This is a genomic window from Novosphingobium sp. BL-S-34, from assembly GCF_056857015.1.
Genome location: NZ_CM166472.1, coordinates 1,158,513 through 1,182,240 on the forward strand (window position 1 = coordinate 1,158,513; position 23,728 = coordinate 1,182,240).

Consider the following 23,728-nt stretch of genomic DNA (forward strand, 5'->3'; position numbering starts at 1 on the left):
TGGAAGACCATGATGAACCTTGCCCAGATTCCCGTCCTCAGCCTCGCAGACGACCGCGCCGAATTCTCGCAGCGCATCGGCGAGAGCTTCCGCACTTTCGGTTTCGCCATGGTCCGCGACCACGGCATCGACCAGGCCCTGATCGACCGCGCCTGGGAGATGACCGCCGCTTTCTTCGCCCTGCCCGACGACGTGAAGCGCAGCCGCTTCATCCCCGGCCAGGGCGGCGCGCGCGGCTATACGCCGTTCCGCACCGAAGTGGCCAAGGGTGCCACCGAAAAGGACCTCAAGGAGTTCTGGCACATCGGCCGCGACCTGCCGGCCGGCTCGCCCCTCGCCGCCTCGATGCCGCCCAATATCTGGCCCGGCGAAGTCGAAGGCTTCCAGGAGACCTTCACCGAACTCTATGCCCAGTTCGACAAGGCCGGCGCGGAAATCCTCTCGGCGATCGCCGTCTACCTCGGTCTCGACGCCCGCTGGTTCGATCCTGCGATCGAGGACGGCAACTCGGTGCTGCGCCTGCTGCACTATCCCCCCGTGGTGCAAGGCGCGGGCGGCGCCATCCGCGCGGGCGCGCATGAGGACATCAACCTCATCACCCTTCTTCTCGGCGCGCAGGAAGCCGGCCTGGAACTGCAGGGCAAGAACGGCGAGTGGCTTTCGGTCGCCCCGCCCGAAGGCGCGGTCGTCATCAACATCGGCGACATGCTCCAGCGCCTGACCAATCACGTCCTCCCCTCGACCACGCACCGCGTGCGCAATCCCGAGGGCGACCGCGCGGCGCACAGCCGCTATTCGATGCCCTTCTTCCTGCACTTGCGCAGCGATTTCCCGTTCAAGACGCTCGACCAGTGCATCACGCAAGAGAACCCCGACCGCTACCCGCTGAGCATCACGGCGGACGATTACCTGCAGGAGCGCCTGCGCGAAATCGGCCTCAAGATGTGATCGATCGGTGCTCCCGGAAGATCCCGGGAGCACCGCTGCTTCTCCGATTTAACCAATATTTCAGTCCACTGCGCTAAGGAACTCACCGGGGTTCAAGCAGGGGGTAACTGGAGTGACGGAAACGGAGGCCACACGATACGCCCTGGTTGGCGAGGCGACCGAAGCGGCGAACGAAGGCCCGGATAACGAGGCCGATCGCCCGGTGGACATCGTCGCGCTCGGTATCGTCACGGCCGCGATCCTGCTGTTCCTCGCCACCGGCGCGGCGATCGGTCCTTCGGTCGTGAAGTCGCTGACCGGACAAGGTCCAGCGCCCGACCGGTTCCTGGTCAACGCCTTCCTCCTCAACGTCGCCATCATCATCTTCGGATGGAGCCGCTATCGCCAGCTCTGCGAGGAAATCCAGCAGCGCAAGCGCGCCGAACGGCACGCCCGCCACCTGGCGGAAACCGATCCCCTCACCGGCTTCCTCAATCGCCGCAGCTTCCACCGCGCGGTGGACGCCCTGATCCGCGAGGCCGCGCTGCGCGACCGGGCAGTGATGCTGGCGATGATCGACCTCGACAATTTCAAGCAGGTCAACGACTACAATGGCCACAACACCGGCGACCGCCTGCTCCAGGAATGCGCGCGCCGCATTTCCGGATGCCTGCCGGACCGCGCCCTGATCAGCCGCATCGGCGGAGACGAATTCGCGGTCGCCGTGGAGTTCGACCGGAGCCGGGTCGAGCGAATCGACCGCATCGCCGCCTCGCTGGTCGAGGCCATCGGCCAGAGCGTCTCGGTCAATTCCACCCCGATCGACGTGACGGCCTCGATCGGCCTGGCCCGTTCGGATATTCCCCGTTCGGATGCTCCCCGCTCCGCCCCCTCCGGCGAGCGAGTGCCGGGGCCCGATGCCCAGGCCCTGCTCGAGATGGCGGATATCGCCATGTATCACGCCAAGCGCCAGGGCCGGAACAGCTTCTACTGGTTCGAAACGGCCATGGCCGAAGAGATGCGCTTCCGCAGCGATCTGGAGTTCGGCATTCGCCAGGGCATCGCCAATGGCGAATTCGTGCCCTTCTACGAGCAGCAGATCGATCTCCAGACCGGCGAGCTGACCGGCTTCGAGATGCTGGCGCGCTGGAACTCGCCGCTGTTCGGGATCGTCGCGCCGGACATCTTCATTCCCGTGGCCGAGGACATCGGCGCCATTGCCGAACTCTCCGAACAGCTCATCGCCCGCGCCCTGGACGATGCGCGGGGCTGGGACGCCCGGCTGACGCTTTCGGTCAATATCTCGCCCCTGCAGATGCGCGACCCCTGGTTCGCCCAGAAGCTGCTGAAGCTTTTGGTGGAGGCCAGTTTCCCGCCCCATCGGCTGGAGATAGAGATCACCGAATCGTGCCTTCACCAGAACCTCACCCAGGTCCGCACGCTGATCGCCAGCCTGAAGAACCAGGGGATCAAGGTAAGCCTCGACGATTTCGGCACGGGGTTCAATTCGCTGGCAATGCTGCGCAGCCTGCCGTTCGACCGCATCAAGATCGATCGCAGCTTCATATCGGGCCTGGCCGAGAACAAGGACAGCATGGCCATCGTCCACGCCATCGCCCTGCTCGGCAAGGGTCTCGACCTGCCCGTCACGGCCGAGGGGATCGAGACCAGCGAAGTCCTGTCCCACCTCCAGCAATACGATCGCATCAAGGGCCAGGGCTATCTCTACGGCAAGCCGCGTCCCGCCGAGCATCTGGCCGAGTGGCTGGAAGGCATGGAGATCGTGGCCGATGCCGAAGCCGTCAGCGATCTGGCCGCCTTGCGCCGCCGCATCGAAGCCGCACGCATGGACGAGCAGCGGGCCGCCGGCGCCGCGCCGGATCCGCAGGCCCGTCTGGCCTGAAGCGAGCGCCTCGCGGCTTTTTCTGGACCTCGCGCCCCGCAACGCATAAATCGCCCGCCATGCGGATCGACTTCACCAAGATGCATGGACTGGGCAACGACTTCGTCGTGCTCGATGGACGCACCGCCGCGCTGCCGGTCGTGAACGCTGCGCTCGCCGCCGCGCTCGCCGATCGCCATACCGGCATCGGCTGTGACCAGCTCATTGTCCTCACGCCTTCCGATCGCGGCGACTTCCGCATGCGCATCTTCAATGGCGACGGCAGCGAAGTGGAAGCCTGCGGCAATGCCACCCGCGCGGTGGGCCTGCTGCACGGCCGGCCGGCCACTGTGGAAACGCTGGGCGGCATCGTCTCCACCACGCCCAGGGGCAGCGGCATCAGCGTCGAGATGGGCAAGCCCCGCTTCGACTGGAACGCGATCCCGCTTGGCTATCCGATGGACACGCGCAGCCTGCCGGTGGCCTGGGAGGAACTCGTCAATCCCATCGCCGTCAATGTCGGCAATCCGCACGTCATCTTCTTCGTCGACGATCCCTATGGCATCGACATGGCCCGGCTCGGCCCCCTGATCGAAAACGATCCGCTGTTTCCCGAGCGCATCAACGTGAACGTCGCAGCCGTGACGGCCCGCGACGCCATCACCCTGCGCGTCTGGGAGCGCGGCGCCGGACTGACACGCGCTTGCGGCACGGGCGCCTGCGCCACTGCCATCGGCGCCATGCGGCGCGGCCTGGTCGACCGCAAGGTCACCGTCACCCTTCCCGGCGGCCCGCTGGCCATCGAATGGCGGGCGGACGACGAAATCGTCATGACCGGCCCGGCCACCGAATCGTTCCGCGGCTCGTTCGAAACGGCGGACTACGGGATCCCAGATTGACTGTCGAAGTCCATTCGCTCGGCTGCCGCCTCAACATTTCCGAGAGCGAAACGCTGCGCGGCTTGCTGCGCGGGGCCGAGGATCAGCCCGAAGGCCTGGTGGTCGTCAATTCCTGCGCCGTGACGGCGGAAGCCGTGCGCCAGACGCGTCAGGCGATCCGCCGCGCCCGCAAGGCCCACCCGGACGCGCGCCTGATCGTCACCGGCTGCGCGGCTGAAGTGGAACGCGCGATGCTGGCCGCCATGCCCGAAGTCGACGGCATCGTCGCCAACACCGCCAAGCTCGATCCGCGCGCCTGGAACGTCCCGCCAGCGCCCATTGCGCCTTCCCCCGGCCTGACCGCGCGGCGCGCCTATACGCGCGGTTTCGTGCAGGTCCAGAACGGCTGCGACCATGCCTGCACTTTCTGCGTGATCCCGCAAGGCCGCGGGCCCAGCCGCTCACGCACCGTGGCCGAAGTCCTCCACGACCTGGCCGTCCACACCGACGCCGGCGTCAACGAGATCGTGCTGACCGGCGTGGACCTCACCTCCTGGGGCGGCGATCTTCCCGGATCGCCGCGCCTCGGCACGCTCTGCGAAGCGATCCTCGCCCGCTTCCCCGGCCTGCCCCGCCTGCGCCTGTCCTCGATCGACGGCGCCGAAGTGGACGAGACGCTGTTCGCGCTGCTGGCCAGCGAGCCGCGGGTCATGCCGCATGTCCATCTCTCGCTCCAGCACGGCCACGACCTGATCCTGAAGCGCATGAAGCGCCGCCACAGCCGCGCCGATGCGCTGGAACTGGTCTCTGGCCTGCGCGCGCGCCGCCCCGAAATCGCCATCGGCGCCGATCTCATCGCCGGCTTCCCGACCGAGGACGAGGAAGCCCATGCCGCCAATCTCTCGATCATCGAGGAACTGCAGGTCGTCCACGGCCACGTCTTCCCCTATTCGCAGCGGCCCGGCACCCCGGCGGCGCGCATGCCGCAAGTGGAGGCCGCCACGATCCGGTCCCGCGCAGGCGAACTGCGCGAGAAGATCGCCGGAACCAGGGCGAACTGGCTCACGGGGCTCATCGGCCAGCCGCTATCCGTGCTTGCCGAAAGAGGCGCGAAAGGCCATGCGGAAAACTTCGCGCCGGTACGTCTCCCTGGGCGCCTGCCCGACCATGTGCAGCCCGGCACGCTGATCCGCGTTACGCCCGCAAGGGTAGTCGAAGGAATACTGGAATCATGAGTACCGATGGCCAGCAGGCTGACCGCGACTGGTCCGACCGCCTGTTCGGCGGCTTCCGCAAGACCTCGGAACGCCTGAGCGAGAACCTTTCCGGCATCGTCGGCAAGTCGAAGCTGGACGATGCCCAGCTCGATGCTCTCGAAGACGCGCTGATCATGTCGGACCTCGGCCCCCGCGCCGCCGCCCGCATCCGCGCCCGCCTGGCCGAGGAACGCTTCGAGCGGGACGCGGACGAACGCGCGATCATGGAAGTGGTCGCCCGCGAGATCGCGGAAATTCTGCGCCCGGTCGCCAAGCCGCTCGACGTCGTGGCCTTCCCCCGCCCGCAGGTGATCCTGGTGATCGGCGTCAACGGCTCGGGCAAGACCACCACGATCGCCAAGCTGGCGCACTTGTTCCAGGAGCAGGACTACTCGGTCATGCTGGCGGCGGGCGACACGTTCCGCGCCGCCGCGATCGGCCAGCTCGGCGTCTGGGCCGACCGTCTGGGCGTTCCGCTCATCAAGGGCCCCGAGGGCGGCGACCCGGCCTCCATCGTCTTCGATGCGGTGAAGGCCGCGACCGACCAGGGCATCGACGCCCTCATCGTCGACACCGCCGGCCGCCTGCAGAACAAGCGCGAACTGATGGACGAACTGTCCAAGATCCGCCGCGTGCTGGGCCGCCTCAACCCCGAGGCGCCGCACGACGTGGTGCTCGTGCTCGACGCCACCAACGGCCAGAATGCGCTTTCGCAGATCGAGATCTTCAAGGAAGTGGCGGGCGTCTCCGGCCTCATCATGACCAAGCTGGACGGCACGGCCCGCGGCGGCGTCCTCGTCGCGGCGGCCGAGCAGTACGGCCTGCCCATCCACGCCATCGGCGTCGGCGAGAAGATCGACGACTTGCGCCCCTTCAACCCGGATCTGCTCGCGCGGGTCATCGCCGGGATCGCCTGATGAACAGCCAGACCACGCCTGCCGAGAAACCCAAGAGTTCCTGGGTCAATCTCGTCGTCGATTTCGGCCCGCTGCTCGTCTTCTTCCTGGCCTATCGCCATTTCTCGCCGACCGGCGAGGGAGACACCATCGGCACGGTTTCCGCCGTGATCAAGGGCACCGTGGCCTTCATGGTCGCCACCGTGATTGCGCTGGGCATTTCGAAATGGCGCCTCGGCCACATCTCGCCAATGCTCTGGCTGACGACTGTGCTGATCGTCGGCTTCGGCGCGCTCACCGTGGTGTTCCACGATGCCTTCTGGATCCAGATCAAGCCCACCGCCGTCTACCTGATGTTCGCGGGCGTGCTGTTCTTCGGCCTCATGCGCGGCAAGCCCATGCTGAAATACCTGCTGCAATCCGCGTTCGAGGGATTGAACGAGGAAGGCTGGATGAAGCTGTCGCGCAACTGGGCCTGGTTCTTCCTGCTCCTGGCCGTTCTCAACACCGCGCTGGTCTTCACCGTCAGCTTCGACACCTGGCTCCAGGCCAAGCTCTGGGGCTTCACCGTGCTGTCGTTCGTCTTCACGTTCTCGCAGCTGCCCATGGTGCTCAAGCACGGCATGGGCGAGGCTGCGAAGGAAGAAGTGATCGAGAACCCGCCGCACGACTGAGCGAAGCGGGGGGGGCAGCGGCACGGCCGCCGCCCGCCTCGTCAGCCGACCGAGCGACAGTCCTTCAACAGGAGGATGTGGTCGGTGGGGCTGAAATTGTCGTAGACCCCGCTCATGCGAATGGTCTTGCCCGGCTTGAGCTGCAGGGTGAACGCGGCCTGCCCTTTGGCCATGACACAGGCGATATCGGTCTTGAACGCCGCCTGGCCCGGCAGGCGGATGGCCTGCTCGTAAGGCTGGGGGATCTTGTAGGTGACGATATAGTCGCCCCGATCCTTGGCGATCTCGCCCACCATGCCCTTGATGATGAAGCTCTTGTTTTCATAGCGCAGCGGAATGGCCGCGGCATTGCGCTCTGTGTCCTTCGAGATCTGCTGCGACAGCGAGAGCGCATCCATTTCGAGCGGCGGCGCGATGCTGACCGCCTTCATGCCGCTGCTGGCCGCCGCCAGACCGGCCTTGCCGCCCTTGAGGCCGCCGAGCATCTCGCACATCTCGGTCTTGGCCGCCTCTGCCGGCACCGTCTGCCCTCCGCGCAGCTTCGCTTCCATCTGCACGGTGCCCTGCCCGCCGGCATTGGTGGCAGTGATCGTGATCGGGAAGGCGCGCGCCTTGCCGGTCTGCGGCTGCTCGATCAGCATGGATCCATCATCCGGCTCGGCGACGATCACGTCGTAGCCCTTGGCCGCGACGATTCCCCGCATCTGGCCGATGGCGCTGGCCGGTGTCAGGTCGGGAACGGTCACCGTGGCCGTGAAGCGCATGCCGCTGAGAATGGAACCGGCCTTGGCGAACGTCTCGTCGCAAGTCGCCGCTTTCGCGCCCGAGGACAGCGCCAGCGCCGGAAGGATCAGGGCCGCACCGGCCGAGAGGTAACAGGAACGCATCTCACCCCCTTATTGGAGAAGTAAAGTTGCGTCCTATCAGACCCTTGTGTTTGAAACTGATGACAAATACCGTCAACAGGGCGGCAAGGATGCCGCCCCTGCCCGCATGGCTCAGATTTCCAGCTGGCTGCCCAGTTCGACCACGCGGTTGGTGGGCAAACGGAAGAACTCCATCGCGCTGGCCGCATTGCGCATCATCCAGGCGAACAGCTTTTCGCGCCAGATCGCCATGCCGGGCTTGGCCGAGGGAACCAGGGTCTGGCGCGAGAGGAAGAAGCTGGTCTTCATCATCTCGAACGGGCCGCCGCACATCTCGGAATGCGCGAGCGCGGCCGGGATGTCGGTCTCTTCCATGAAGCCGTAACGCAGCGTCATGCGATAGAAGCCCTGCCCCAGGTCGGTCACCGAATAGCGTTCGGCCGGCTCGACATAAGGCACGTCCTGAACTTCGACCGTCAGCACCACTACGCGCTCGTGCAGCACCTTGTTGTGCTTGATGTTGTGCAGCAGGGCCGAAGGCACCCCGGCATTGCTCGAAGCCATGAAGATCGCCGTGCCCGGCACCCGCGCCGCCGAGCCATGCGCGCTCTTGGCGAAGACGTTGAGCGGCAGGGCGGCCTCGGTCATGCGAACGCGCATGAGACGGCGGCCCTTGTTCCAGGTCGTCAGCAGGGTGAAGGCGATGCCGCCGATCAGCAGGGGGAACCAGCCGCCGTCCGGCACCTTGGTGGCGTTCGCCGCGAAATAGGCGCCGTCGACGACGAAGAAGGTGACGATCACCGGGATCGCCATCCACAGCTTCCAGCGCCAGAGCACGATCAGCAGCACCGCCATGAGGCAGGTGTCGATCAGCATCGCGCCGGTCACCGCGATGCCATAGGCCGAGGCGAGGTTCGACGAGTTCTGGAACACCAGGACCAGCACGATCACGCCGGTCATCAACGCCCAGTTGACGAAGGGAATGTAGATCTGGCCCACCTCGTGCTCACTGGTGTGGCGAGTGGAGAGACGCGGGATGAAGCCGAGTTGCATCGCCTGGTGAGTGATCGAGAAGGCGCCCGAAATCACCGCCTGGCTGGCGATGAAGGTGGCGCAAGTGGCCAGGATCACCAACGGCAGGCGCAGGTTTTCGGGTGCGAGGTTGAAGAACGGGTTCTTCATCGCCTCTGCCGCGGCCGAATCGTCTAGCCCGAGGATCATCGCCGCCTGGCCGAAGTAGTTGATCAGCAGGCAGGGCATGACCACCCCGAACCACGACAGGCGCAGCGGGCCGCGGCCGAAATGGCCCATGTCGGAATAGAGCGCTTCCGCGCCGGTCACGGCCAGCACGACCGAGCCCAGCGCCAGGAAGCCCAGGACCTTGTCGGTCATGAAGAACTGGATGGCGTACCACGGGTTCAGTGCCACCAGCACTGACGGCATCTGGACGAGATGGTAGATGCCGAGAATGGCGAGCACGGCGAAATAGACGATCATCACCGGCGCGAAGAGCGCGCCGACTTTGGCGGTTCCGCTCTTCTGGATCACGAACAGTGCGATCAGCAGCACCAGCGCGATCGGCAGCACCAGCGGCGCCAGTCGCGATTCGACGACAGTGAGGCCCTCGACCGCGGACAACACCGAAACGGCGGGAGTAATCATCGAGTCGCCGTAGAAAAGCGAGGTCGCGAAGACGCCCAGCAGGACCACCAGCGAACCGTAGCGCGACTTGCGGATCGCACCCGAGATCAGCGCCACGAGGGCCAGGCTGCCGCCCTGCCCCTTGTTGTCCGCCCGCATCAGGATGCCCACGTACTGGACCGACACGACCAGCGTCATCGACCAGAAGATCAGGCTGACCACGCCGAGAACGTGCAGTTCGTCGATCGCCAGCGGGTGCGGGCCGACGAAGGTTTCCCGGAAGGCGTAAAGCGGGCTGGTGCCGATGTCGCCGAAGACAACGCCCACGGCACCGAGCGCGAGCTTGGTTATGTTGCCGGAACCATGTCCACCCGCGGCGGGGGCTTTATGCCCCGTCGCCGGATCGATCACCGTCGGAACGACAGCCGTGTCCGAACTTGCATCACTCATTCCAGCGCCCCGTAATGGCTTTGCCGCGTCGGCATTTCACCCCCGCAACAAGCGCCCGCCGTTAGCAGCATGATCGGAGCCTAGCAACGACCGTTAGTTGAAGGTTCATCGACGCGGCGGCATGGGCTGGGGATTCCGCGATGGCGGCGTCCGCTCTTTCCTGGGCTCAGGCCCGGATTCCGGGGCCCGAAGTTCTTGAGCCTGAGCATCTTGACCTTTGGCATCCGGTGCCTGCCGGGTCTGCTCCTCCGCCTGTACGGCCGACGGCGATTGGCTGGCGATGAAGACATCGAGCCGCTGAAGCTGCTGCGCCACTGACACCCGCCAGTCGGCATCCTTGGGCGCCGTCTTCAGCAGATCGGCCCATAATGCGCGCGCCTGTGTCAATTGACCGGACTGAGCCATGGCCAGCCCCAGGAAATAAGGCGGCCCGGGCGCCTTCGGATCGGCCTTGACGGCCCGCCGGTAGGCATAGAGCGCGGGCGGCGTCAGCACGCCTTCCGAATGGGCGACAAGGACGTTGCCCAGGGCCAGCCAGGCTTCGGAATCCTTGGGATCGTCCTCGATAGCCCCGCGCAGGAGCTGCGCGGCGTCGGCATAATGGCCATTGCGGGCCAGCCCGTCGGAAATGATAACCCAATGGTTGCTGGTGGGGATGCCCTGGTCCCGCAACCGGGCACGGGCCTCCACGAAGAATTGGCCAGCTTCCGGATTCTGCGCGTCCGTGGCTTCCTTGGGCGCTCCGGCTTCGCCGGGCCGCCCCTGAGCGGCATAGCCTGCCGCCCCCAGCATCAGTGCCGCCGCCACCGCCTCTCGGCCGCCTTTCGGCGCCTTGAACAGGAAGACGATGGCCAGGAACGACAGGATGGCCAGCAAGGCGACAAAAACCCAGGTCATCGCGCCTCTCCCCGGCGAAAACGCTTGCGCAGGAGCAGCGCGGCCAGTCCGATCAGCACGACCGGCAAGGCGAACAGGGGCCAGGTCAGCGAGGTAAGCTGCGGCGCATAACTGACGTAGTCGCCATAGCGCTCGATCAGCCAGCCGCGAATCGCCTCGGGCTGCTCGCCGGCCGCGATTCGCTCGCGCACCAGCGAACGCATGGACCCGGCGATGGGCGCATCCGAATCAGCAATCGACTGGCCCTGGCATTGCAGGCAGCGCAGCGTTTCCATCAGCGCCTGCGCCTGCTGTTCCTTGGCGGGGTCATCCAGCTGGCGATAAGCGAACGGCGCCGTGGACTGCTCTTCCTGCGCGGCCGCGGGCACGGTCAGCCAGAGCGCCATCGCCAGGGACAAAGTCGCCAGGGACAAGGATGCCGGGCGCCGCGTCACTGCGACGCCTCTTGCAGCTTCGCCAGAATCATCGCGACATGCTCGGGGCGGATCTCACCGATGTGCTGGTAGCGGATGACGCCCCGCCCATCGATCACATAGGTTTCGGGCACGCCGGACGAGCCCAGTGCCAATTGCACCTTGCCATCGTCGTCCGCGCCGATCCGTTGATAGGGATCCCCGTTTTCCTTGAGAAAACCGGTCAGCGCCTCGGTGCTGTCGCGCACCGAAATCCCCACTATCGGTACCCCCGCTCCGGCCAGAGCGCGCAATTGCGGCGCCTCGACCCGGCAGGGAATGCACCACGAGGCGAAGATATTGACGAGATGCGGCTTGCCGGTGGCGATGTCGGCGCTGCCCAGGCCCGGTCGGTCAGGCAGGGCGGGCGGCAGCGCGAACGCCGGCATCGGCTTGCCGATCAGGGTGCTGGCGACCGTCCGGTCCGCCGGCCGGAGGAGGCCGATCGTGACCAGCGCCGCGAAAGCCAGGAACAGCCCCAGCGGCAACCAGATCGCCCAGGCAGGCGCCTTGGTTCGCACAGGCGCGCTCATGGCTCCTCGCCCTCCTGCGCGCGCTGCAAATCGGCCATGCGGCCCCGGCGATAGGCGATCTTCTCGCGCGCGAAAATGCGGCGCAAGTCGCTGGCGACGCGGCCGAACAGAGCCAGCAACCCGCCCAGGGCGATGAGCACCCCGCCCAGCCAGATCAGCGGCACGAAAGGCTTCCACCACAGGCGCAGCTGCCAGCGGCCGTCATCCGCCTCGCCGCCAAGCACGGCGTAAAGCTGGCCATTCCAGCGGGTGAGCAGCGCCGATTCGCTGGTCTGCTGCGGCGGCGCCCAGAAACTGCGCGATTGCGGGTCGAGCTGCGTAACCTTCCCGTAGTCGCCATAACGCACCAGCAGCCGGGCTTCGAGAGCGGTCCAGTTCGGGCCCGCCATGGGCTCCACCGCGTCCAGCTTGATCTGCCACGGCCCCACGGCCGTCGCGTCGCCGGCTTTCACCGCAACCAGCTTCTCGACCGAAAATGCGCTCTCGCAGCTCATCCCGAACAGCGAGACGGCAATCCCGAAGTGCGCGAGAACCATGCCCCAGATCGGCAAAGGCGTGCGGCGCAAGTTGCGGCCCTTGAGCGGCAGCACGCTCGCCCAGCCAAGCCCCAGCGCCAGCGCAAAGCCGAGCGTGGGCAGGAGACCGACGCCGCCGACCACCACCATGGCGATGATGCCCGCCGCCACCAGCATCGCCGGAATGACCAGCGACCGGCCGACCCGGGCGAACGAATCGCGCCGCCAGCGCAGCATGGGGCCGACGGCCAGGATCACCAGCATCGGCACCGCGAAAAGCGCGCCCATCGGATTGAAATAGGGCGGTCCGACGGAGACTTTCGCGCCCATCGTCTCGGCCACCAGCGGGTAGAGCGTACCGAACAGGACGATGCCCAGGATCGCCGAAAGCATGACGTTGTTGAACACCAGCGCGCCCTCGCGGCTGACGAGAGCGAAACGCTCGCCTTCGGTGACGGTCCCGGCCCGCAGCGCGAAGAGAGTGAGGGCGCCGCCGATATTGATCGCCAGCAGGGCGAGAATGAAAGAACCGCGCTGCGGGTCCACGGCGAAAGCGTGCACGCTGGTGAGAATGCCGGAGCGCACGAGGAACGTGCCGATCATCGACATCGAGAAGGCCACCACGCCCAGCATCACCGTCCAGGCCCTCAGCGCATCGCGGGATGCCAGCACGCTTACCGAATGGAGCAGCGCCGTCGCCGCCAGCCAGGGCATCAGGGAAGCATTTTCCACTGGGTCCCAGAACCACCAGCCGCCCCAGCCCAGCTCGTAATAAGCCCAGTAGGAGCCGGCCGTGATGCCCAGCGTCAGGAAGATCCAGGCGCCCAGCACCCAGGGGCGCATGGCACGCGCGAAAGCCGGGCCGACCTGCCGCGTGACCAGCGCGCCGATGGCGAAGCTGAAGGCCACCGAAAGACCGACATAACCGAGGTAGAGCGTGGGCGGATGGAACGCGAGCCCAAGATCCTGCAGCAGGGGATTGAGCCCATTGCCTTCCTCCGGGACCGGGGAAAGGCGGTCGAACGGGTTGGAGGCGATCAGCAGGAAGGCATAGAAGCCCAAGCTGACAAAGGCCTGTCCGGCCAGGGTCGCCAGCATGGTCGGCTCCGGCAGCCGCCGTTCCACGAGCGCGACGAAACCACCGGCCAAGCTCATCACCGTGACCCAGAGCAGCATCGAGCCTTCGTGATTGCCCCAGGTTCCCGCCACCTTGAAGATCAGCGGCTTCAGCGAGTGCGAGTTCATCGCCACCAGCTTCACGGAAAGATCCGTCGTCGCGAAGACGGCGATCAGGCAGAGGAAGGCGATCAGCGCCAGGACGCCCTGCACCGCCGCCACCGGCCGCACGATCCCGCCCAGCGAGGCGCCGCGCCCGGTCAATGCCAATATGCCGGCCAACAATTGCAGGCCGGCCAGCGCCGCGGCCATCCAGAGGGCGGCAAGTCCGAGTTCGGCTATCATCCCGCGTCGCTCATTTCGTCTCGCGCATCACTTGCTCGGCCTGTTCCCTGCTCATGTCCTTCATTTCGCGCGGCACATAGTTCTCATCATGCTTGGCCAGGAGATTGTCCGCCTGGAACGTGCCGCCGGGATCCAGATGCCCTTCGGCGACGACGCCGGAACCTTCCACGAAGAGCGAAGGGACGATCCCTTTGAAGCGCACCGGAACGCGTGCCTTTCCGTCTTCCACGACAAAGGCGATCGTTACGCCGTCAGCCTCGGTCTTCAGGGAGCCTTGCGCGACCATCCCGCCCAGCCGCACGGCGCGGCCGGGCTCGGGCGGTTTGGCCACGATCTCGGCCGGCACGTAGAAATAGCTGGCCTGGTTGCGCAAAGCCCAGGCCGCCAGCAAGGCAGCGCCGACGAGAACGACCAGCGCCACGGCCAGGAGGACCAGCCTCTGGTGCTTCGCCTTGATCCCGCCAGCGCGGACATGGGCCGTCTGCGCCATGCTCAGCGCTTCCTCGCATCGTCGCGGCGCTTCTCTGCACGACGCATCGACAGCAGCGACCATGCCGCCATCGTCACGGTCGCACCGATCCCGACCACATAGGCCGCGGCCACGAAGATCCAGGGGTCCATCGCCTCGCGCATCAGTTCCTCTTATCCGGCATGACTGTCACCAGGCCTCGCTCAGGGCCTTGCGCCGCAAGCGGGCTTCGGCTTGCTGGTTTGCCAGGATCGCGCGCATCCGCGCCAGGACGCACCCTGCGAAAAGCAGTGTGAAACCCAGCATTGCCAGAAGCAGCGGCCAGAGGAAATCGCCGGCCATCGCCGACTTGCCCAGGCTGATGCTGGGCGCCTGGTGCTGGCTGTTCCACCAGATGACCGAGTAGTGAATGATCGGAATGTTCACGGCGCCCACCAGGCCGAAGATGGCGGGTGCGCGGTTCTGGCTGCCGTCGGCAGCCTCGCTCGCCTGGGAAAGCGCCATCCAGCCGAAGTAGAGGAAAAGCAGCACCAGCATGCTGGTCAACCGGCCATCCCAGACCCACCAGGTGCCCCAGGCCGGCCTTCCCCAGAGCGATCCGGTAATCAGGCAGACCGCGGTAAACACCGCCCCGGGCACTGCGCAGGCCCGCGCGGCTATGCCCGCGAGCGGGTGGCGCCAGACGAGTTCGGTAAAGCTGGCGGCCGCGATTCCCATCCATCCCGCCATGCCGAGCCAGGCGGCCGGGACGTGGAGATAGACGATGCGAACGGTTTCGCCTTGAAGACGTTCTGCCGGGCCGAAGAACAGCCCCCACCCCAGCGCCCCGAACGCCACGGCGAATCCGATGCCCATGCAAAGCGGCATCAGCCATCGGGCGATGCGCAGGAACCGGGCGGGATTGGCAAGGCCGTGCATGGTCGAAGGCGTTCTATCGTCCGCAGGGAAAGGAGCAAGTGGCCTACGTCAAAGCATCGGGAATTTCACCCGGCATTTGATCCATATGGCGATAGAAGAAGGAGAAATGGGGCGATTGATGGGGTTCGAACCCACGACCTCCGGTACCACAAACCGGCGCTCTAACCAACTGAGCTACAATCGCCACACGGCAAACGCGGTTTGAAACGACGCGTCTTCCGAATTCCGCTCCGTTTCGCTTTGCAGCGACCGTTGCGGAGGGCGCCCTTTGCACAAGGTTTGCCCTCTTGCAAAGCAAAAAATTGGATCAGGCCGAAACTCATGCAATTTTCTCGCCCGGAGCGGCCCGCTAAGGGTGCAGCATGAAGTCTCCCGGCGAATCATCTGCTGACATCCTGCTCTCGCGCCATGGCGTGCAGCGCTTCCCCTCATCGCGGCTGGACCTCTTCGTCCTGCGCGCGTTTCTGTCCGGGGAGGAATGCGACGCTCTGCTTGCCATGATCGAGGCGCAGCATCGGCCCTCGACGATCGCCAACTACAACGGTGACGATGCCTTCCGCACCAGTTCGACCTGTGATCTTTCACCCGAGGATCCCGCCGTGGCGGCTCTGGCGGACAAGCTGGCGCAGTTGTCGGGCATCGACATCGCCCACGCGGAGCCGCTCCAGGGCCAGCGCTACGAGGTGGGCCAGGAATTCAAGGCACACACCGACTACTTCGAGCCCAACAACAGCGACTACGACAAATACTGTTCGGTCGCGGGCCAGCGGACCTGGACCTTCATGGTCTACCTCAACGATGTTGAGGCCGGCGGCGCCACGCGGTTCAAGGTGATCGACAAGCTCATCCAGCCCGAGCGCGGGAAGCTGATCGCCTGGAACAACCGCCGCGCCGACGGTACGCTCAATGCCGCCACGCTCCATCACGCGATGAAGGTGCGCAAGGGCTACAAGTACGTCATCACCCAGTGGTACCGGGAAAAGCCCTGGGGCTGAGCGGGGAGCAGCCCAGCGAGCGCGCCCCGCTCGCCAGGATTACTTCGGAGCGCTGATCACCGCGCAGGCAATGCGGCCACCGGCGTTGCCGGCAGGCTGGCTGGTATAGTCGTCGGGATCGGCGTGGATGACCAGCGCCGAACCATCCGCATCGGCCAGTGACTTGGCGCCTGCGGCCAGCGTCACGCCGGTATTCAGAACTTGCGCCTTCAGCACGCCGTCCGCGCCGACGTGCTGGTTCGGCATGTCGCCGCCGTGCGGCCCGCCCATGACCATCAGGCCGTGCTTGTGGTCGCCGCCCGTGAAGTGACCACCGGCCGTGGTGAACTTCTGCGCCGGTTCGCACACGCCCTTCTCGTGGAAGTGGAAGCCATGGTCGCCGGCAGGAATCCCCTTGAGATCGGTGGTGACGAGCACGCCGCCCGTCGTGTCCTGAAGCATGACGGTCCCCATCGGCTTGCCGTCCAGGCCGATGACATCGGCGTGAACCATCGGCGCGGCCGCTGCGGTGTCCTGAGCCTGCACCTGTCCGGCGAGAGCGGCGCTGGCCACGAGTGCGGCGCCACAGGCGGTCAGGATACGGAAGTTACGGTTCATTGCGCTTCTCCATCTGCAAGCCGGCAAACCGGCATCTGCCTCATTCCATCAGGACCGGCCGGAGATTTTGGTTCCGATCGCCCCACGGTGACTGTCCGTTAACGGTATTGACGGAAATTGGCTCCGAATTTTCAACGGTACGCCAAGGACATCGCACAGTGAACGCATCGCTCGCAAGGCTCATGCCCAGCCCCACGCGGGCTCGCGACGACCGGCGCCGCGAACACCGGCACGTCACTTGCTACGATGCCACGCTGGAATCGGCCCGCGGCGGCCCCGCATCGGTCCAACTCGCCGACGTCTCGTCCCATGGTTGCAGCGTTCGGGGCGACGCGGACTGGCTGCGCCCGGGCGCATTCGTTTCGATCCGACTGGAAACCGGCGCCCCCGCGCTGCAGGCAATCGTGCGCTGGGTGCGCGGTGATGCCGCCGGGATGGAGTTCCTCCGCCCCGTCCCCGCCGAACGGCTGGACTGGCTCGATCTCATGGATTTCGGCTTCGAGACCTGACCAGGACGCCTCCGACACGCTGCCGCGCGAATCGGATAAACCTGAACCGGACAACAAAAAAGGCGGCCCGAAAGGACCGCCTTCTTTGTGTTCGAAGCTGTCTGCGCTCAGTTTTTCTTGAGCGAAAGACCGCCGAAACGCTTGTTGAACTGGGCAACACGGCCGCCGTCCTGCAGCTGGGCCTTGCCGCCGGTCCAGGCCGGGTGCGACGTGGGATCGATGTCGAGGACCAGCGTGTCGCCTTCCGAGCCCCAGGTCGAGCGGGTCTGGAAAGTGCTGCCGTCGGTCATCTGGACGGTGATCATGTGGTAGTCGGGATGCGTATCGGCCTTCATGTCGTATCTCTCTTCGCATATGGCCGGTTCCGACCGGCCTGCTTCGGAAAGCGGCGCCCTTACACGGACGCCCCCGAAAATGCAAGGGTCAAGGGAAGGCTGGCCCTCCCCTTCCCGTCAGGCGTCAGCGATCATGGCGGTGAAGTTCACTTCGCAGGTCACCTTCTCGCCGATCGAGGCCTTGCCCCAGAACTTGCAGACGCGCGAACGCTTCTGCACGAAGCCGGCCCGCAGGTCGAGCAGGTTGCCCGGCGTCACGGGATTGCGGAACTTCGCTTCCTCGATCGCCATGAAGTAGACCAGCTTGCCGGTTCCGGCGAGCCCGAGTGCTTCGATCGCGAGGATGCCGGCCGCCTGCGCCAGCGCTTCGATCTGAAGCACGCCGGGCATGATCGGACGGCCGGGGAAGTGGCCCTGGAAGAAGTCCTCGTTGAAGCTCACGGCCTTGACCGCATGGATCTCGTTCTCGTCGAACGAGACCACGCGGTCGACCAGCAGCATCGGGTAGCGATGCGGCAGAGCCGCGAGGATCTTCGCGGTGTCGTAGACGAACTCGGTCGGCTCGCTCATCGCTTTACCCGCCGCTGCCCTTAACGGCCCGAGGCCGCGGGAGCAGGCTGCTGCTGCTGCGCCGGAGCCGTGGTGTTGATCGAGGTGAGCGCGCCGTTAAGCGCGGTCAGCACGTCGGTGGTCACGTCCAGGCCGGGATCGTAGGCCAGCGTCTGGCCCATTTCGACCAGCATGTTGGCGCCGCGCTTCTGCATGGCGGGCTTGTAGAGGTTCTGCAGCTGCGCCTGGATCTGCTGGCCGACATAGGCCTGGTTGCGCTGGATCTGCTGCTGCTGGCCCTGCAGTTCCTGGCCGGCCTGCTGTTCCTTCTGCTGGTAGGCCTGGATGCGGGTCTGCAGCGCGGCATCGGGCTGCTTGCCGTTCAGCGCCTTGACTGCGGTTTCGAGGCCCTGGGCTTCAGGCTGGAGCGAGGTCTGCAGCTGGTTGCGGCGTGCCTCGAAAGCCTGGATCTGCTGCTGCAGCGACTGGTTGGCAGTCTTGCAGGCGTTGCACTCACGCGCAACGCGGTCGAGATCGACCACGGCCACCTTCGACGCGGGCACAGCCTGCGCGAGCGCGGGCTGGGCCAGAGCGACAAACGCCAGGCCCGAGGCCAGAGCGGCGGACTTGAGAAGCATGTTCATCAGAATTGAGTTCCCACGTTGAAAGTGAAGGTCTTGGTATTGTCGCCGTCATACTTGAGCAGCGCCTTGGAGATATCGATACGGAACGGCCCGAAGGGCGAGTTCCAGTTCACGCCGAAACCGATGGCAACGCGCGGCTTCCAGGTATTACCCTCGAAGGTTTCGGTGAAGTAGCTGGTGGTACCGATGGCGGCATTCGCTGCACCGGTGACCGAGTTGGTCGCGCTCGTGGTCGTCGAGGTCGTGCCGTCGGTTGCCGTCTCGGTGTAGAGCTGGTTACCGCTGGAGTCGCGCGAACCGATGAAGCAGCCGCTCGGGCACTGGTTCAGAACTGGCGACTTGATGGCCCAGACCGCGCCGGCATCCACGAAGATGGACGGGCGCAGACCCATCTCACGCGCACCCGAGCCCAGAGGAATCTCGAGTTCGGCGCGATTCATGTAGTAATACTTGCCGCCGAGAGCGTCGTCCGAATCCTCGCCCTTGACGGTGTAGTTCCCGTCGCTGTCCGCGGTAAGATACTGGCGCACGACGCGCGGTCCCACGCCGCGAATGCCGAAGCCGCGGATCTGGGGCTCACCCAGATAGAAACGGTCGGTCAGGCGGACATCGTCTCCGCCCCAGCCCTTGATCAGGCCGCCTTCGCTCTGGATCGAGAAGATGAAGCCCTTGCCGAGCGGCCAGTACTTCGCCGCATTGGCACGCAGGCGATAGTACTTCACGTCGCCGCCGAGGCCCGCCACGTCGACGTTGGCCGAGATGGTTTCACCGCGGGTCGGACGCTGGCGGTTGTCGAGATTGTCGTAAACCACCGACATGCCGAGGATCGAGCTGAGACGCTTGCCGATCGCATCGCAGAGATAACGGCCGGCACGCAGCGGGTCGCATGCGTAGTTACCGTTGGAATCGACCGAGTAGTACGTACCCTTGTCCAGCGACACATCATCGTAGTTGAGCGTGTAGCGGCCGATGGCGGTCAGGTATTCGGTCAGCGGCACACCGGCACGAACCTGGAAGCCCGTGGTCGACTGCTGGTAAGTCGTGTTGCGGTCCGAGTTCGTGTAATTGAAGCTGTTGTAATCGCGGCGATAGATATCGACGCCCAGCGACACGTTCTTGTCGAACAGGTACGGCTCTACGAAGCTGGCTTCGACCGACTTCGAGTAGGACGAATAGCTGCCCGACAGGCCCACCGTCTGACCACGGCCGCGGAAGTTGCGCTGGCGGATCGAAGCCTGGAAGATGAAGCGCTCAAGGCTGGAGAAACCGGCCGAGAGCTGGAGTTCGCCAGTCGGCTTTTCCTCGACGTTGGCTTCGAGGATAATGCGATCCTCGGCCGTACCAGGCTTCTGCTCGACTTCGAACTTCTCCTGGAAGTAGCCGAGCGACTTGATGCGGTTGGTCGAACGCTTGACCTGCAGCGAGTTGAAGGCGTCGCCTTCCGCAAGGCGGAATTCGCGGCGGATCACCTTGTCCTGAGTCAGGGTGTTGCCGTTGATGTCGATCTTCTCGACATAGACGCGCGGCGCCTCCTGGATCACGAAGGTCAGCCCCATGGTGAGGTTTTCCTTGTCGCGATCGTACTGCGGGCGCACGTCGGCGAAGGCATAGCCAAAGGCACCGGCAGTGTCGTTCAGGCCCTCGATCGTGTCTTCGACCAGCTTGGCGTTGTACCAGTCGCCCTTGTGGAGCGCGAGGTTCTTGGCCAGCTTGTCGCCATCGAAATCGCGCAGCTGGCTCTCGACCTTCACGTCGCCGAACTTGTAACGCTTACCTTCCTCCACCACGTACGTGATGATGAAGTCCTTCTTGTCCGGCGTCAGTTCGGCCACGGCCGAGACGACGCGGAAATCGGCATAACCCTGCGTCAGGTAGAACTGGCGCAGCTTCTGCTGGTCGAAGGCCATGCGATCGGGATCGTAGCTGGTGCCCGAGCTGAACAGGCGCGTGAAGCGGGCCTGCTTTGTCACCATCTGGCTACGCAGTTCGCCGTCGGAGAACTGCTCGTTGCCCAGGATGTTGATCTGGCGCACCTTGGACTTGTCACCCTCGGTGATCTCGAAGACGATGTCGACGCGGTTCTGGTCGAGCATGACCATCTTCGGCTCGACAGTCGCGGCGTAACGGCCCTGGCGCTTGTAGAGTTCGATGATGCGGGCCACGTCGGCGCGGATCTTGGAACGGGTGAAGATCTGGCGCGGGGAGACCTTGATCTCGGGCAGGATCTTGTCGTCCTTGATGCGCTTGTTGCCTTCAAGGATGATGCGGTTGATGACCGGGTTTTCCTTGACCGTGATGGTCACGACGCCCTTGTCGTTGTTGACCTGCACGTCCGAAAACAGCTCGGTTCCGTAGAGATCCTTGAGCGCGGCGTCGCCGGCGGACTTGGTATATTGCTGGCCGACGCGCAGCTGGATGTACGAAAGCACGGTCTGCGCTTCGAGGCGTTCGGCGCCGGTAACCTGAATCGTCTGGATCGTTTCGCCGACTTCGGCGGGGGCCTGAGCGGGAGCCGAGACGGGAGCGGCGGGGGCAGGTGCATTCTGCGCAAGGGCAATGCCGGGGGCGCCCGCGAGGATCGTGGTCCCCAGGAGCACTACGGCAAGCTGCGGCGCACGGCGAGCTTCAGTGCTGCGACCCATTTCCAATCCGATCATTCTACGCAAATTCCTGTATTCGCTTTCGCGAGGACTTCGACCGACCCGCCAGGCTGCCCGTCATGACGACGGGTAATCGCGCCCATCTGCCCGATGGACGACGTCCAATCAAGCAGCCAATCCCGGCGGAAATGTGATGGCTGATGAATTCTCCAGGCTATCCCCCGAAAATCGGGAGCGATGCCAGATCGTTGACCGTGACGAACACCATCAGGGCAAGCACGAGTGCCACCCCGGTGCGGATCGCCCATTCCTGACTGCGCAGTCCCAGCGGCTTGCGACGGACCAGTTCGGCCGCATAGAAAGCCAGGTGCCCGCCGTCGAGGCCAGGAATTGGCAGGAGATTGATGAATGCCAAGTTAATCGAGATCATCGCCACGAAGCCCACGAAAGGCTCCCATCCCAGCGAGAATTGCTCGCCGGAATACTTGGCGATCTTGATCGGGCCGCCCAGTTCTCGGACGGACCGGTCTCCGGTCACGATCTGCCGGATCCCGGTGACTATCGTGCCCATCAGCGCGAAGCTGCGATCGACGCCGATACCCAGCGCGGCGACCGGCCCAACAGGCTCAAGTCGGCCGAAACCGGACTGGACACCGATACGCCCGACGGTTTCCTGGCGGCCTTGCGCGTCCTTCTGGATGGCGCTGCCGATGGTCATGGGCAGGACATGCGCCTGGCCCTCGCGCATGACGGTTATGGTCGTCCTGGCGCCCGGCATGGGCATGATCAGCGGCGGCACTTCGCGGAAGCTGCTGATCGGAGTCTCACCGACGGCAACGATCCGGTCACCCACTTTCATGCCTGCCTGCTCGGCCGGGGAATCGCCCATGAAGCCGCTTACGACCGGGACCGCGAAATCGAGGCCGAGGTCGCCGATCCGGGCCTTGTTGCCGAAATCGTCGCTCACTTCGTCGCCGGCCAGGGTCACCGGCAGAACGACCGAGCGCCCTTCCCGGTCCACGACCAGTTCCACGTTCTTGCCCGGGAAATAGACGGTGTGTTCGGGAATGTCGGTGACGCTGCCGATGCGGTTGCCGTCGATGGCGACGATGCGATCGCCGATCTGCACGCCCGCCACCTTGGCCGCGGAAGTTTCCGAGAAGCCGACCACCTCGGGATCCGCGATCAAACGACCGTGGGCATAGACGAAGCCGGCCAGGATCAGCACGCAGAGCACGAAATTGGTCAGCGGGCCCGCAAAGACGATAAGCGCACGCTGCCACAGCGGCTTCACATGGAAGGTCCTGGCGCGTTCCTCGGCCGTGAGGCCGTCCTCCCCGGCGCGGGGCGCCGAGGCCGGGTTCATGTCGCCGGCGAACTGGACGTAGCCGCCCAGCGGCAGGGCCGAGAGCTTCCAGCGGGTGCCGCGCCGGTCGGTCCAGCCCGCGATCTCCTTGCCGAAACCGATCGAGAAGGCATCCGCCTTTACGCCGAACAGCCGTCCCACCAGATAGTGGCCAAGCTCATGGATCAGCACGAGCGGCCCCAGCACCAACAGGAATGCAATGATCGTCGTCAGCAGGTTGGGCGATCCGGTCAATTCAGGGAATCCTTTTCGGACCGCGTGCCGTCACGCAGTCCCGGCCAGCATGCTTGCCCTTGCTCTTGCCTCGCCGTCAACCGCCAGAACATCCGACAGGCTGGAGGGCGCGGGCGGCGCATAGGCCCCGAGCACGTCCTCGACTTGTGCGGCGATGCGCGTGAACGGAATCTGACCGCCAAGGAAAGCGGCCACGGCCACTTCGTTTGCAGCGTTGAGCACGGCCGGAATGGCGCCGCCCGCCTCGGCCGCTTCCCTGGCCAGACGCGTGGCGGGAAACCGCACTTCGTCGGGGCGGCGGAACGTCAGTTCACCGATTTCGGCCAGGTCCAGCGGTGCGCAGGGCGTGTCCATCCGCTCCGGCCAGGCGAGCGCGGAAGCGATTGGCACGCGCATGTCGGAAGGCCCGAGCTGCGCCAGGGTCGACCCGTCCCGATACTCCACCATCGAATGAACGACGGACTGCGGGTGGACGATGATACGCAGCCGGTCCAGCCCGACCGGGAAGAGGTAGTGCGCCTCGATCAGTTCGAGGCCCTTGTTGAACATCGTCGCCGAATCGACGCTGATCTTCGCGCCCATGTCCCAATTCGGATGCTTTACCGCCTGTGCCGGGGTCGCCAGCGTCAGCCGGTCGAGCGACCAGTCGCGGAACGGACCGCCACTGGCCGTCAGCGTGATCCAGCGGACGTGATCGAGGCTGTTGCCCTGCAGGCACTGGAAGATCGCATTGTGCTCGGAATCGATGGGCAGCAGGGTTGCGCCGTGACGCTCCACCGCCGCGGTCATCACTTCGCCCGCCGAGACGAGCGCCTCCTTGTTGGCGAGCGCGATCACCCCGCCCTGCTCGATCGCTGCCATGGTGGGCGCGAGGCCGGCACAGCCGACGATGGCGGCCACGGTGACGTCGGCGCCGCGCGAGGCGGCTTCCACCAGCGCGGCGGGGCCGCCGGCGGCTTCGATCCCGGTCCCGGCCAGGGCCTCCCGCAAGGCGGGCAGGCACGTCTCATCGGCGACGACCGCGACTTGCGCGGACAGCTCGATCGAAAGCCTGGCCAGTTCCGGCACGTTGCCGTTGGCGGTCAGGGCCACGACGCGCCAGTCCGCCGGATGGCGGCGAACGAGGTCCAGCGTCGAGGCGCCGATGGAGCCGGTGGCTCCGAGAACGGAAATGGTGCGCATCA

At 65.4% G+C, this 23,728-nt stretch carries 24 protein-coding genes and 1 tRNA gene; 8 read left to right on the plus strand and 17 right to left on the minus strand.

The window, feature by feature from the left end; all coding sequences use genetic code 11:
* Window positions 1–12 precede the first annotated feature (12 nt).
* From AC1VV3_RS05335 to AC1VV3_RS05360, 6 genes are all read left to right on the plus strand, one after another.
* A complete protein-coding gene (locus AC1VV3_RS05335; protein WP_431566742.1) occupies window positions 13–948 on the plus strand; it encodes an isopenicillin N synthase family dioxygenase in 936 nt (311 codons plus the stop codon).
* Between the two features lie 202 nt (window positions 949–1,150).
* Window positions 1,151–2,830: a putative bifunctional diguanylate cyclase/phosphodiesterase gene (locus tag AC1VV3_RS05340; protein ID WP_431566758.1), complete on the plus strand. Its 1,680-nt coding sequence runs from the start codon at window positions 1,151–1,153 to the stop codon at window positions 2,828–2,830.
* A gap of 59 nt (window positions 2,831–2,889) precedes the next feature.
* A complete protein-coding gene (dapF, locus tag AC1VV3_RS05345) occupies window positions 2,890–3,708 on the plus strand; it encodes a diaminopimelate epimerase (protein WP_132263572.1) in 819 nt (272 codons plus the stop codon).
* Window positions 3,705–4,922, plus strand: a complete 1,218-nt coding sequence (locus AC1VV3_RS05350; protein ID WP_132263574.1) for a MiaB/RimO family radical SAM methylthiotransferase — start codon at window positions 3,705–3,707, stop codon at window positions 4,920–4,922. Before dapF ends, AC1VV3_RS05350 begins: the two co-directional genes overlap by 4 nt.
* Window positions 4,919–5,860: a signal recognition particle-docking protein FtsY gene (ftsY, locus tag AC1VV3_RS05355; protein WP_132263576.1), complete on the plus strand. Its 942-nt coding sequence runs from the start codon at window positions 4,919–4,921 to the stop codon at window positions 5,858–5,860. Before AC1VV3_RS05350 ends, ftsY begins: the two co-directional genes overlap by 4 nt.
* The gene (locus AC1VV3_RS05360; protein WP_132263578.1) at window positions 5,860–6,513 is read left to right on the plus strand and encodes an inner membrane-spanning protein YciB; all 654 of its coding nucleotides are present in this window, start codon (window positions 5,860–5,862) and stop codon (window positions 6,511–6,513) included. Before ftsY ends, AC1VV3_RS05360 begins: the two co-directional genes overlap by 1 nt.
* A 41-nt stretch (window positions 6,514–6,554) precedes the next feature.
* Here the strand turns inward: AC1VV3_RS05360 and AC1VV3_RS05365 are convergent, their stop codons facing one another.
* The 10 genes from AC1VV3_RS05365 to AC1VV3_RS05410 form a co-directional block, all read right to left on the minus strand.
* Window positions 6,555–7,400, minus strand: a complete 846-nt coding sequence (locus AC1VV3_RS05365; RefSeq protein ID WP_482962026.1) for a hypothetical protein — start codon at window positions 7,398–7,400, stop codon at window positions 6,555–6,557.
* A 111-nt stretch (window positions 7,401–7,511) separates the two neighbouring features.
* Complete coding sequence (locus tag AC1VV3_RS05370) at window positions 7,512–9,470, minus strand: potassium transporter Kup (RefSeq protein ID WP_132263582.1); 1,959 nt, start codon at window positions 9,468–9,470, stop codon at window positions 7,512–7,514.
* Between the two features lie 105 nt (window positions 9,471–9,575).
* Entirely contained in the window at window positions 9,576–10,346 is a 771-nt protein-coding gene (locus tag AC1VV3_RS05375; protein ID WP_482962027.1) for a tetratricopeptide repeat protein, read from the minus strand.
* Window positions 10,347–10,363: 17 nt separating this feature from the next.
* On the minus strand, window positions 10,364–10,753 hold the full coding sequence (locus AC1VV3_RS05380) for a cytochrome c-type biogenesis protein (protein ID WP_243841153.1): 390 nt from the start codon (window positions 10,751–10,753) through the stop codon (window positions 10,364–10,366).
* Window positions 10,754–10,797: 44 nt separating this feature from the next.
* On the minus strand, window positions 10,798–11,352 hold the full coding sequence (locus AC1VV3_RS05385; RefSeq protein WP_431566740.1) for a DsbE family thiol:disulfide interchange protein: 555 nt from the start codon (window positions 11,350–11,352) through the stop codon (window positions 10,798–10,800).
* Entirely contained in the window at window positions 11,349–13,328 is a 1,980-nt protein-coding gene (locus AC1VV3_RS05390) for a heme lyase CcmF/NrfE family subunit (RefSeq protein WP_431566739.1), read from the minus strand. The genes AC1VV3_RS05385 and AC1VV3_RS05390 overlap by 4 nt, the downstream gene beginning before the upstream one ends.
* 10 nt (window positions 13,329–13,338) lie before the next feature.
* Window positions 13,339–13,818 (minus strand): cytochrome c maturation protein CcmE, encoded by a 480-nt coding sequence (ccmE, locus tag AC1VV3_RS05395; RefSeq protein ID WP_431566738.1) that lies wholly within the window; start codon window positions 13,816–13,818, stop codon window positions 13,339–13,341.
* A gap of 2 nt (window positions 13,819–13,820) precedes the next feature.
* The gene (locus tag AC1VV3_RS05400; protein WP_165921337.1) at window positions 13,821–13,961 is read right to left on the minus strand and encodes a hypothetical protein; all 141 of its coding nucleotides are present in this window, start codon (window positions 13,959–13,961) and stop codon (window positions 13,821–13,823) included.
* Between the two features lie 25 nt (window positions 13,962–13,986).
* A complete protein-coding gene (gene ccmC, locus AC1VV3_RS05405) occupies window positions 13,987–14,715 on the minus strand; it encodes a heme ABC transporter permease CcmC (RefSeq protein WP_132263592.1) in 729 nt (242 codons plus the stop codon).
* Between the two features lie 107 nt (window positions 14,716–14,822).
* Window positions 14,823–14,899: transfer RNA gene (locus AC1VV3_RS05410), tRNA-His, on the minus strand.
* Between the two features lie 178 nt (window positions 14,900–15,077).
* On the opposite strand from AC1VV3_RS05410, the gene AC1VV3_RS05415 reads away from it, so the two are divergent.
* Window positions 15,078–15,710, plus strand: coding sequence for a prolyl hydroxylase family protein (locus AC1VV3_RS05415; protein WP_132263594.1), 633 nt, complete (start codon window positions 15,078–15,080; stop codon window positions 15,708–15,710).
* Window positions 15,711–15,749: 39 nt separating this feature from the next.
* Here the strand turns inward: AC1VV3_RS05415 and AC1VV3_RS05420 are convergent, their stop codons facing one another.
* The gene (locus AC1VV3_RS05420) at window positions 15,750–16,307 is read right to left on the minus strand and encodes a superoxide dismutase family protein (RefSeq protein ID WP_431566737.1); all 558 of its coding nucleotides are present in this window, start codon (window positions 16,305–16,307) and stop codon (window positions 15,750–15,752) included.
* A 158-nt stretch (window positions 16,308–16,465) separates the two neighbouring features.
* Between AC1VV3_RS05420 and AC1VV3_RS05425 the strand changes: the two genes are divergently transcribed.
* Window positions 16,466–16,816: a PilZ domain-containing protein gene (locus AC1VV3_RS05425; RefSeq protein ID WP_314464412.1), complete on the plus strand. Its 351-nt coding sequence runs from the start codon at window positions 16,466–16,468 to the stop codon at window positions 16,814–16,816.
* 107 nt (window positions 16,817–16,923) lie between these two features.
* On the opposite strand, the gene rpmE is transcribed toward AC1VV3_RS05425, so the two are convergent.
* The 6 genes from rpmE to AC1VV3_RS05455 form a co-directional block, all read right to left on the minus strand.
* Window positions 16,924–17,151 carry a 50S ribosomal protein L31 gene (gene rpmE, locus AC1VV3_RS05430; protein WP_021235635.1) on the minus strand — a complete coding sequence of 76 codons (228 nt, stop codon included), beginning with the start codon at window positions 17,149–17,151 and terminating at the stop codon, window positions 16,924–16,926.
* A 117-nt stretch (window positions 17,152–17,268) separates the two neighbouring features.
* Entirely contained in the window at window positions 17,269–17,721 is a 453-nt protein-coding gene (fabZ, locus tag AC1VV3_RS05435) for a 3-hydroxyacyl-ACP dehydratase FabZ (RefSeq protein ID WP_132263601.1), read from the minus strand.
* Between the two features lie 20 nt (window positions 17,722–17,741).
* Window positions 17,742–18,344, minus strand: coding sequence for an OmpH/Skp family outer membrane protein (locus AC1VV3_RS05440; RefSeq protein ID WP_431566736.1), 603 nt, complete (start codon window positions 18,342–18,344; stop codon window positions 17,742–17,744).
* Complete coding sequence (bamA, locus tag AC1VV3_RS05445) at window positions 18,344–21,001, minus strand: outer membrane protein assembly factor BamA (protein WP_465128132.1); 2,658 nt, start codon at window positions 20,999–21,001, stop codon at window positions 18,344–18,346. Before bamA ends, AC1VV3_RS05440 begins: the two co-directional genes overlap by 1 nt.
* Before the next feature lie 157 nt (window positions 21,002–21,158).
* Window positions 21,159–22,544: an RIP metalloprotease RseP gene (rseP, locus tag AC1VV3_RS05450; RefSeq protein WP_431566734.1), complete on the minus strand. Its 1,386-nt coding sequence runs from the start codon at window positions 22,542–22,544 to the stop codon at window positions 21,159–21,161.
* 30 nt (window positions 22,545–22,574) lie between these two features.
* Complete coding sequence (locus AC1VV3_RS05455) at window positions 22,575–23,726, minus strand: 1-deoxy-D-xylulose-5-phosphate reductoisomerase (RefSeq protein ID WP_132264193.1); 1,152 nt, start codon at window positions 23,724–23,726, stop codon at window positions 22,575–22,577.
* Between the last annotated feature and the right edge of the window lie 2 nt (window positions 23,727–23,728).